The organism is Flavobacterium sp. (genome assembly GCF_017744675.1).
In the GTDB taxonomy this organism is placed as follows: Bacteria; Bacteroidota; Bacteroidia; order Flavobacteriales; family Flavobacteriaceae; genus Flavobacterium.
In genome coordinates, this window is record NZ_JAGIAV010000006.1 from 445,655 (window position 1) to 456,762 (window position 11,108).

The window sequence follows — 11,108 nt, forward strand, 5'->3', positions numbered from 1 at the left end:
AAGCGGCAGGATAAGAATAAAAAAAGCTGCTAAACTTTCGGATAGCGGCTTTCTTTTTGTTTTCTACTGTTTTTTTTCTCTTCCAAGACCTGCCAGTTTTTCATTGAGTTCGGTCAGTCCGGCCCTGCCGAGGCAGTCCGCCGAAAGCTGTTTTAGCTCCTCGATGTTTTCCTTTGCCGTGCGATTGAGAAGCGCCGAAGGGCCGGGGTCATTTTCAATCAGTCCGCGCCCGATTACGTGATGCAGCAGCAGCACATTTTTTCGCGAAATCTTCAGATCAATCCTCACCGGTTCGTTCATGCCCGGGATACTCATTATGGTATCAAAAACCTGGGCGGCATCATTTTCTGTAAGCATAATTCCTCGTTTTTAAAATTAGTAATCCACTGGTTCCAAAGATAGCCAGAAGCCATCAAAACACCCCGTTCGAAATATGGACGGGATGCGAGGAATCCAAGCGGCTTTTCTAATTTCGTCCTGAAGATCGTTTGAAAAGGCTTTTTAGGCTTACATGCTTAAGGAAGCTCAAAGACTGCAATGTTCCTGCAGTCGGCCAGATGTCCGTTTGTTAAACAAACGATCTGGCTGCCCTTTGGCTCGGAACTCGCAGGCAGTGAAACTCAAAGGAGGATTGTTTGAAAAAAGGAAAAGGAAAAAAGATGGGAAAAGAGATTTTAAACAGGACGCGCATTGCGGCGGTGCGCTTTACCGCCGCCGAATATGCGGCATTGGAAAGAAGGTTCAAGACAACCACATGCAGGCAGATGAGCGAATACCTCAGAAGCTGCCTTCTGAACAGGCCCGTGACGGTAAAGAACAGGGATGCCTCTCTGGATGAATTCATGCTCGAGTTCATCCGCCTGAGAAAAGAGCTTGCCGCAATAGGAAACAATTTCAACCAGAGCGTTAGAAGGCTCCATACCCTGCAGCATAATGCCGAGTTCAGGCAGTGGATTTCAGAGACCGAATCGCAGCGGGAAAGGGTGCTTGCTGAGGTGTCGGAAATTGTGAAGATGACCCAAAAAATAACCCGAAAATGGTTGCAGTGATAAAGACGGGGCATTCGGTGCAGAGCATTTTCTGGTATAATGAAAACAAGGTGAAGCAGGGCGCGGCCGAGTGCATCGGGGAAGGCAACTATCCATTGGCAGCCCAGGAGCTTACTGCTGCAATGAAACTCAACCGCCTTTTGCATCAGAACGCGCTCAACGGCAACGTGAAAAGAAACAGCGTGCACATCTCTTTGAACTTTCACCCTTCGGAGAATTATTCCAAAGAAAAGCTCATGAAAATAGCCGATGCCTATATGGAAAAGATAGGCTTCGGGGAGCAGCCTTATCTGGTTTATCGGCACGATGATGCAGGGCATCCGCATATCCATCTGGTGTCGATAAAAGTCAGGGAGGACGGAAGCAGAATCGATATGCAGAACATTGGCAGAAACCAGTCCGAGAAAGCCAGAAAAGAGATTGAAAAACAGTTTAATCTGGTGAGGGCTGAAGGGAGGAAATCGCAGGAGGCTCTGGTAAAACCCGTTGCCGTTTCTAAAGTTTCCTACGGCAGGACAGAGTCCAAAAAAGCCATGGGCGGAGTGCTGCAGTCCGTGCTATTGAGCTACAAGTACAGTTCGCTGGCAGAGCTTAATGCGGTGCTGCAGCTCTACAATATTAAAGCGGACAGAGGAAGGGAAGATTCGAGGATTTTTAAGTCCGGCGGGCTGGTGTACCGGATATTGGATAAGGGCGGAAAAGCGGTAGGAGTTCCAATTAAAGCGAGCGATTTTTCCATCAAACCCACGCTTGCTTTTTTAGAGGGCAGGTTTGCTTTGAATAATGCCGAAAAGGCCTTTGAAAAGAAGAGGATCCGAAATGCAGTGGACACCGCTTTTTTGCACAAAGATATGGATATGGAAAGGCTTGCCGCATTGCTTGGAAAAGAAGGGATTCATGCCGTTTTGAGAAAGAGCGATGCGGGGCAGCTATACGGAATCACCTACGTGGACCATGTGGCAAGATGCGTTTTAAACGGGAGCGATCTGGGAAAAAGATACAGCGCCAAAGGCATGCTGGAACGCTGCGGGCAAGGTGCTGCAGCCAGCGATAGTGGAGCTGCTGGAACAGTTTTGAAAAAGGAGCATAAAGAGCAAAGAGACGCCGCTTTTGAGGAGATTCCAAAAGGCAATTCAGAAGGCATTTCTGCTAGTGGACTTGAGGGCCTTTTCAGACCGGAGCGGCAGGCGGATTATGTTCCTGCGGGACTGAAGAGAAGACGGCGAAAAGGAAAAAGGAAAGGGCATTCAGATCTGAGATAGAGATGAAGCGAAACATTAAAATAATATGGGCATGCAGACGGGAGAAAATGAACAGGCGCTCAGAAAAATAGTGGACATGACAAGGCTCATCAGCATCGTGCTGCTTTTGGGGCATTTCTACTATTATTGCTATGGAGCTTTTAAATTGTGGCATCTCACGGGAGGTTTTGGAGATAAGATTCTGGAAGCGGCCTGCCGCACGGGACTCTTCGGAAATTTCCATATTTCCAAGATCGCCGCGCTGTGTTTTCTGCTGATCTCGCTCTTGGGGGCAAAGGGAAGGAAAAACGAGAAGATGCATTTTAAGAATGCTTTTTATAAGCTGTTTTTTGGAATGGGACTCTATTTTTTAAGCGGATTTTTTCTGCTGTTTGCAGATGAGGCTTATGCAGCAGTGCTTTACATGCTCCTTGCATCTGCGGGATTTCTCTTGGCGCTTTCGGGAGGCACCATGCTTTCGCGGGTGATTAAAGGCAGGCTTGCTTTGGGGGATATTTTTAACCGGGAAAATGAGACCTTTCCCCAAGAAGAACGGCTTTTGGAGAACGAGTATTCAATTAATCTTCCCGCCCGCTATTATCTTAAAGACAGGCAGCGCTCAAGCTGGATCAACATCATCAATCCCTTCCGCGGGCTGATGGTTCTTGGAACGCCCGGATCTGGCAAATCCTACTTTGTGATCCGCCATGTGATCACCCAACATATTGCCAAAGGCTTCAGCATGTTTGTCTATGACTTCAAGTACGACGACCTTTCCAAAATTGTTTACAATGCCTTTGAAAAGCATAAGCATGCGTATGGGGTGATGCCCACATGCTATTTCATAAATTTTGACAATATCATGCACCGGTGCAATCCCTTGGATCCGCAGAGCATGCAAGATATTACCGACGCTTCTGAGTCCGCAAGGACTATTTTAATGGGGCTCAACCGGGAATGGATAAAGCGCCAGGGGGATTTTTTTGTGGAGTCGCCGATCAATTTCCTGTCGGCCGTGATCTGGTATCTCAGAAGATACAATGGCGGGGAGTTCTGCACGCTTCCCCATGTGATCGAACTCATGCAGATTGATTATGACACGCTCTTTACGCTGCTGCGGACAGAAACTGAAATCGAGGCGCTGATCAACCCTTTTGTCAATGCCTATCTCAACGATGCGATGGACCAGCTCGAGGGGCAGATCGCTTCGGCCAAAATTGCCCTGGCAAGGCTTTCCTCACCCCAGCTGTACTATGTGCTTTCGGGAAATGATTTTACCCTTGACATCAATAATCCCCTAGAGCCCAAGATTGTCTGCATGGGCAACAATCCGCAGAAGATTCAGATCTATGGGGCGGTTTTGTCGCTTTATGTGAACCGGCTCATCAAGCTGGTCAACAAAAAGGGCAAGCTCAAATCGAGCCTGATTTTTGATGAGTTTCCTACCCTCTATCTCAATAATATGGACAGTCTGATAGCCACAGCCAGAAGCAACAGAGTCAGCACCTGTCTGGGAATTCAGGACTTCAGCCAGCTGCGCAAGGATTACGGACGCGAGCAGGCCGACGTGATTTTCAATATCACGGGAAACATTATCTCAGGGCAGGTCACCGGCGATACGGCCAAACAGCTCTCCGAACGTTTCGGCAAGATCATGCAGGATAGGCAGAGCATCTCGATTAATAGCGCGGACACTTCCGTAAACCGTTCCAGACAATTGGAATCGGCCGTGCCCCCTTCCAAGATTGCATCTCTAAGTTCAGGGGAATTTGTCGGGATGGTGGCCGATAACCCAGACTGCAGGATTGGGCTGAAAACTTTCCATTCAGAGATTGTAAACGACCATGGGGCTCTACGAAAAGAGGAAGAAAGTTACAAAGAAATTCCTGCTGTCAGAAAGCTCGATAACGGGATGATCCAGCAGAACTTTGGCCAGATTAAGCAGGAGGTGCAGGAGATCATTCAGACCGAAATGGAAAGGCTATTGAATGATCCTTCGCTGGCGCATCTTATCGTTGCAAAGGGGAAGTGAGTTTTGCCTCCTCATGGATAAGGTTTGGCGAAGGCTGCGCTTACATGTTACAGGAAATCAGGTGAAATGCAGGGTTTTTAAAAACTGGAGTATTTCATTTCTCATCACCGAAACGCCAGGCTGCTCATAGGGGGCATGGCCGCAGTTATCAAGGATGACCATTTTTTTTTGGCAGTTTAGCCTATTGTAGAACGGTCTGCTGGTTTCCCATGCGGTCCAGGCATCTTTGGCAGGCTGCAAAAAAAGCAGGGGGGCGGCGCTAAATTCTTCCGGTTCGATGGCAGGGGTGAAATCCATAAAGGTCCTCAGAAAGCGCAGCTTAATTTTGCTGCCTCCAGCGAGGGGATCTTCAGCAAAAACTTTTGAGAATTGGCTGTCATTGGTGATGCGCTCCATTTTGCAGAGCCATTTTATAGGCACAGAAAGTGAATCCGTAAGCTCTTTGAAAATTCTAAGTAAAGGCATGCCCAGCCTGCTCTGCCATGCATATTTTGCCAGGTCGTCTCTCACAGGCTGCAGTCTTGGATCGGCCAAGGTGGTGGCGATGATGCCTTTTACTTTTTTGTTTTTTGCTGCAGCCTGATAAGCCAGCATGCCGCCCATACTGAGCCCGAACAATACTATGGGCCTGGGGTCTTTAAGCAGCTCCTCATCTATAAGGTCGGAGATGCAGTCCACCCATTGGGAATATTCGAAATTGCTCTTTTGCTGATTTGCGGTTAAGCCATAGCCCGGAAGATCAGGCGCTATGTACTCATAGCCATGGCTGTTTAAGAAGTTCCCAAATAGTCCGATTATGCGGCCGTTGCCGCCCGCACCATGCAGGATGATGATTTTTACCGCAGCTTCTCCATTGCGCATCGCATCCAAATGGATATTGAAGTGTCTCCACTGCCAGTATTCTTCTTGGGGCAGCCTGCTGTCTTTGTATTGCAATTCTTCAGGCAGAAAAGCGCTGTATTTTTTCCAATAGGAGGTATTGCGGTAATAATCCATTTAAGCGGTTTTTTTGGAAGGGTAAAGGTATTGAGAAAAATAATCCCGCAAAAAGTTAAGGATTATCGCTATGAATAGAAATGAAAAAGATTTTTTTAACTTTTTCAGAATCCTCCGGCGCTTCGTTCAAGAAAATTTAACAAGGAAACACCCTGTGAAGGAAGATGGGAATGTCTGAAATAAATAGAATATTTCAATTTTAGCCCTATATTCGTTTGTGCATTTCAAGCAGCAGTTAAACAGCCGTCAGAAATGACAAGGGAGGAATCCATAAAAGAGTACTGTTAGAATCAATAGAATGCAAAATATCAGGCATTAGTTCCATTTTCCAGATCTTTTATAAAATCAACAGGCGAGTGCCCCGTGATTTTTTTGAATGTAGTGGTAAACCTGCTGTGCGATGAAAAACCGCAGAGCTCAGCAAGATAGCTGATTTTGTATTTTAAAAAGCTTGGATCGTTACGTAAACGTTCCACTATGTAATTGATTCTTAATTCATTGATATATCCTGCGAAATCTTTTTCAGTATTTTTATTGATCACATAGGACAGATAGCGGTGATTAATGCCTAGTTCTGCGGCTAGAGTGGTTAAAGAAATTTCACTGTTAAGGTAAAAATGCGATGCCTCAGATTCCTTCAAACTGTTCAGGATGCTGTTTTCGGTCGCCTCCGACATATATTCTTTTGCACCCTCTTTTTTAGCCGCTTTACTTTTGGTGATGCTTCTTGCGAAATTTTTGAAATCCTGTTTTCTTCTGTAGCTGAAAAAAGCAATCGTAATCAGAACAATTAAAATAAAAGCAGCCGTTATGATCATCGTGCTTTTTTTGTACTGGGTCTGGCTTTTGACTTGATTTTTATGAAGAGTCTTAATCAGATCATCTGCAATGGCTTTCCTGCTCTGTTCTTCATCCTTATGAAGTTTCAGATTCAATTCATTATAGGCGATGTATTTCTTATTGTTATTTTTTTTGTAAAAATCCATCAAAGAGCTATACACTTCCTGTTTCAAGATGAAAAAATTCGACTGGCCTGCAATGCGTTCCGCTTTATTATAGTGCAAAAGGGCTTGCGTAGGATCGGCTTTTTCAACATACACATTTCCCAATCCATTTAAAATAAAACCTTTAAGAGGGCTTGCGGAAGACTGTGATGCTTCAAGTTCGCTTTTTGCCCTATTATAATAAAAGAGTGCCGAATCGGCATTCTTTAAAGAAAGATAATTTTTAGCGATAAGCTCATCGTTTACTGCAGTTTGGAAATTTAAGTCAATGGAAGGACCGGCTTTTTTAAAGAGTATATTTCCATTTTTCAGCTGTTTAATCGCTTTAGGATAGCGCGAAGAGTTCATTTCATAATAAGCGATTTCCTGTGAAAGATTTCCCAAGAATTTATACATCTCAGCCTTGTCTTTAATCTTTTTGCTTGCCTGAACCGCTTTGTTAAGATACACTTTTCCTAAGCTGTAAATCTCGTATTCTCGATGAAGAGTAGATAGAAAGCCATTGATTCTAGCCAATTGGGTATAATTCAAATCAGCATTTGCGATGCTGTCTGCTTGTTTGAGGACTGAAACAGCTTCAGTACGCAAGCCGTATTGGCGCAAAAGAGTTGCCCTTAACATGTTGGCTTTAATGCGCTCAGTATTATTTTGGGCAATTTTATATAAATAAGCAGTATTGCTCAGGGCCTTTTTAGGATTGGAGCTTAAGAGAACTCTGGAGGTTTCGTCAAAAACTTTATCGTACTCTGAATTTTGGGAGTAACTGCAGGTGCTAAAAATAAAAACGCAAAGGAATAGTAAAAATGATCTAAAGTGCATATAATTAATTAAAGGGTAATAAGCTGATAGTGGCTTGGGATAAGATAGCCTGTTTTTGGTGATGCAATATTACAAAATAAAACGGCAGAGAAAACAAGTAGTAATACTGTAATTATTCTCAAAATCCTTTCCTGAGAATATTCTTTTTTGAGGTTAAATATGTGCGAATGATGTTTTTTTTTGGGAGAATCGGCATTTCAAAGAAGCCGATTTTACATCTATTCCAAACTTTATCTCACCAGTAAGAGTACGAATATTCAGTTATATCCTTTCCCCCTCTCTGGGGGAATTGCTCCGAATGTGTATTTGGTAATGGTCTGTTTTTTAGTTGGTTATTTGAAATGTGAGAAAAAAAAGCTTTCGTTTTTGCGCTATAATGAAAGCATACCAGTTTTTAACGCTTGTTCTTAATGGTATTTTCGCGGCCTATTAGCAAATAGCTTAATTAACTAAACTTTTTACAATCATGACTAATTTCCTGACATCTTTCAAAAAAGAAAAAATGTTAATCTGCCTGCTGCTCTACTGTTTGTTTTACACGCATAGGTCGACAGCTCAAAACGATTACAGCAATTCTCATCAGCAATTCTATAAGACAATTTCTTTTGGTGAAAAAATTGATTTTGGAGACATTGATGAATCTGCAGCCTGGACGATCACTAATGCCAAGAAAAATATTTACCTCACTTTGAGAGGCAGCGAAATTAATACGTATGAATTTTCCGAACCGGGAGAATATGATATTAATTTTCGTGAAACCATACAGCATGACGCAGAGTGCAGCCATGCCGTACTGCCTGAGAACTTTCGCATAAAGGCTGAGTCTGTTAAAATGGCCTTTGATTTTTCAAAAATTTCATTTTCTGAGAAGGTAGTGAGAGGAAAAAGCTATTCAGATCTGATTGTTGCAGTTCCTGTAAAAATTTCTATAAAAGAAAATACGGCCGCTAAATTGCCAGCGCCAGGCTTGTCCATTGCTGGAATTGGAGTATCAATGAAAGCTGAACCTTTAGAGAAGGAAATCATTTTAAGCAATACTACCCAATTGTTGAAATACAAAATAACAGGAACAGCGGATAGGGAAACGTATCTGATGTTTGATTTTTATGATTTCAACAATCAGGCGCAGACGTATAATCTTCCTCAGATAGTAAAATAACAAAACGATCAAGTATGATAAAAAACTACTTTTATTTAAATAGCGGCTTGAATTTACGAAAAGCAATTGCTCTGTTTTTTGTGTTTTTTATATCCAGCCACGCATCGAATGCACAATGTGCCACTCCAGTTTCTGGATGTTCAAATACCGATCTGTCTAATTTTGGCGCCGCGTCAAATAATAATGCGGCGACAATTGAGTACGATAACTTTGTTTCAAGCTGGCACACCACGGTGGTAAGAACCTCTGACGGATCATTTCAAACTTGGGGAGAAGCCATTTCCAATACTGGAACAAACGTTTTATCTCCGCTAACAATAAACAGGACCAATTTTCCGGCCTTATCGGTGGGAGCAGTGCCTTTAAAAGTGGCATTAGGAAGCTCTTCTTCCAGTAATGTGCAAGGTATACTTTTAGCGACAGATGGCTTGTATGCCTGGTCTAAAGTTGGAATGGTATTAGATGCATCCCTAACTGGCAATGCTACTTTTCAAAAGCTTGCAATAGGCGGAAATGCAAATGGTCTGCCTGCTGGAGTAAACCCAGGAGATGTAAAAATGATGTTTGCAACCTATAGGACACTTGCAATCACTACCTGCAGCGGCGATGTTTGGGTAATTTCCCAAACTGCAGCCGTACGAGGAAATGGCGCATCAGGAAATGCAACAAGCTGGTATAAAGTCAGAACTTCAGAAGCTGGAAATCCTTATTTAACGGATGTTGTGGCCTGTAGAGGCAATAACGACGGACTTATGGCATTAAAATCTGACGGCACGGTTTATGTTTGGGGCGTTGGTGTATTTTTAGGAAACAACACGGCTGCGGCTAATCAAAATTATGCCGCGCCAATGGCGCTTCCTAGCGGAATTACGCCAAAAATGATTGGATCGACAGGTAACGGTACGGCAAGGTCACATTATATTTTAGCTACAGACGGCAATTTGTACGCTTTAGGCACTAATGCTAACGGCCAGTTAGGAGATTGGACAGTTTCGCAAAGGCTATCATGGATTCAGCCTAGATACAACTCGACATCGGGACCTGTCATGAATGACATTAAATGGTTTAGTCCTCAAGAACATGATGCGCAATACGCGGCGGTGAATGTTCTTACTGCAAGCAATAAAATATTTGCTTTTGGCAACAGTAACGGTTCGCTTCTTGGACTTGGATCCGGAGCAATTAATAATCCCGCAAGTCCCGGAGGATTAACGGGTTCTGATAATATTCTCGCAGTTGAAACTGGAGGACATACTTCAATGCTGGTAAAGAGCTGCGAAACTAAGTTTGGTTATGTGGGGCATCGCATCAGCGGAAGTATGGGGGATGGGACAAATAACACAACAAATGAAACAAGCTATACTTTTGCAACAGCAAATGTGCAAATCTGCGGTGCAGAATCTAATCCTGCAATTCAGCCTATTTCAACAGGGGGCGGACCAGATTCAAAATATTGTGTCGATGATCCAGTTCTATTAAATCCAACTCCAGCGGGAGGAACATTGAGTATTCTCAGCGGTCCGGGAACTTTATCTGGAAATACTTTGAGTTTTACAGGCGAAGGTACCGTTTCGGTTCAGTATTCGGTAACTACTGCATGCGGAGGAACATCGGTAACAACGAGAAGTTTTGATGCAGCGCTTTGCCCTGCCGATCTTCAAATTACGAAAGTGGCAGATAATGCCGTAGCAAGTGTTGGAAGTAATGTTGTGTTTACTATTACAGCCAAGAATAACGGTCCATATAAAGCTACAGGCGTAACAGTGAATGATGCGCTTCCTTCAGGATACACTTTTGTAAGTGCTGCGCCTTCTGTAGGAACATGGTCAGCGCCAAACTGGACGATAGGATCTCTTGCAAATGGAGCAAGCGCGTCTTTAGCGGTTACTGCTACAGTAAATGCGACAGGATCTTATGCCAACACAGCTAGCATTACTGGAAATAATCCCGACAATACTGCTGGAAATAATTCGGCTACTGCTACGCCTTTAGTGCAGAGCAATCTTTCAGTTGTAAAATCGATAAACAATATGTCTCCAAATGTTGGAAGTAATGTTACTTTTACCATTACAGCTTCTAATGCTGGACCTAGTAAGGCAACAGGAGTAAAAGTTATAGATAATCTTCCATCAGGATATACTTTTGTAAGTGCATCAGCCTCATCAGGAAGCTGGTCAGCACCAGAATGGAATATCGGAAATCTTGCTAGTGGGGCAACTAGTACTCTTACAGTTGTAGCAACCGTTAATGCTGGAGGCTCTTATACGAATACAGCTGCTATTTCAGGTTTGGAAAACGACCCTGTCTCTGGAAATAATTCTAGTTCAGTTACACCAACTGTGAATCATAATCCAACAGCAGTTGCAGATATTTACACAGTTTCAGAAGACAACTCAGTTACATTGACGCCATTAGCCAATGACAGCGATGCTGATGGCGATACAATTACAATCGCTTCAATCAACGGAACAGCTTTAACAGGTTCAGCTCAGACTATCGCAGTTCCAAACGGAACAGTAAATATCTCAGCAGCGGGCGTAATCACTTTCACGCCGGATGCAAACTTCAACTCGGCAACTGCCATCTCTTTCCCATATGCAATAGGAGACGGCCACGGCGGAACAGCTACAGCGAACATCAATATTACAGTGACTGCTGTAAACGATGCTCCTACAGCGGTAAACGATTCGTATACGGTTGCAGAAGACAATACTGTTACATTGACGCCATTAAGCAATGACAGCGATGCTGACGGCGATACAATTACAATCGCTTCAATCAACGGAACAGCTTTAACAGGTTCAGCTC

The 11,108-nt window shown here is 43.6% G+C and carries 8 protein-coding genes; 5 read left to right on the plus strand and 3 right to left on the minus strand.

From position 1 onward, the window contains the following. Window positions 1–63: 63 nt before the first annotated feature. Window positions 64–357 carry a hypothetical protein gene (locus tag J7574_RS20425; protein ID WP_290973100.1) on the minus strand — a complete coding sequence of 98 codons (294 nt, stop codon included), beginning with the start codon at window positions 355–357 and terminating at the stop codon, window positions 64–66. Window positions 358–635: 278 nt separating this feature from the next. Here J7574_RS20425 and J7574_RS20430 point away from each other — a divergent pair, with 278 nt between their 5' ends. Genes J7574_RS20430 through mobC form a run of 3 tightly spaced genes read left to right on the plus strand, consistent with a single transcriptional unit; the run spans window position 636 to window position 4,322 of the window. After that, the gene (locus J7574_RS20430; RefSeq protein WP_290973102.1) at window positions 636–1,049 is read left to right on the plus strand and encodes a plasmid mobilization relaxosome protein MobC; all 414 of its coding nucleotides are present in this window, start codon (window positions 636–638) and stop codon (window positions 1,047–1,049) included. Beyond that, complete coding sequence (locus J7574_RS20435) at window positions 1,037–2,311, plus strand: relaxase/mobilization nuclease domain-containing protein (RefSeq protein WP_290973105.1); 1,275 nt, start codon at window positions 1,037–1,039, stop codon at window positions 2,309–2,311. Before J7574_RS20430 ends, J7574_RS20435 begins: the two co-directional genes overlap by 13 nt. Before the next feature lie 31 nt (window positions 2,312–2,342). Further along, window positions 2,343–4,322 carry a conjugal transfer protein MobC gene (mobC, locus tag J7574_RS20440; protein ID WP_290973108.1) on the plus strand — a complete coding sequence of 660 codons (1,980 nt, stop codon included), beginning with the start codon at window positions 2,343–2,345 and terminating at the stop codon, window positions 4,320–4,322. Window positions 4,323–4,379: 57 nt separating this feature from the next. Here the strand turns inward: mobC and J7574_RS20445 are convergent, their stop codons facing one another. Then, window positions 4,380–5,318 (minus strand): alpha/beta hydrolase, encoded by a 939-nt coding sequence (locus J7574_RS20445; RefSeq protein WP_290973111.1) that lies wholly within the window; start codon window positions 5,316–5,318, stop codon window positions 4,380–4,382. A 308-nt stretch (window positions 5,319–5,626) separates the two neighbouring features. Next, entirely contained in the window at window positions 5,627–7,141 is a 1,515-nt protein-coding gene (locus J7574_RS20450; RefSeq protein WP_290973114.1) for a helix-turn-helix domain-containing protein, read from the minus strand. A 466-nt stretch (window positions 7,142–7,607) separates the two neighbouring features. Here J7574_RS20450 and J7574_RS20455 point away from each other — a divergent pair, with 466 nt between their 5' ends. Further along, entirely contained in the window at window positions 7,608–8,300 is a 693-nt protein-coding gene (locus J7574_RS20455) for a hypothetical protein (RefSeq protein WP_290973116.1), read from the plus strand. A 14-nt stretch (window positions 8,301–8,314) separates the two neighbouring features. Beyond that, the coding region (locus tag J7574_RS20460; RefSeq protein WP_290973119.1) for an Ig-like domain-containing protein at window positions 8,315–11,108 on the plus strand (2,794 nt) is incomplete at its 3' end.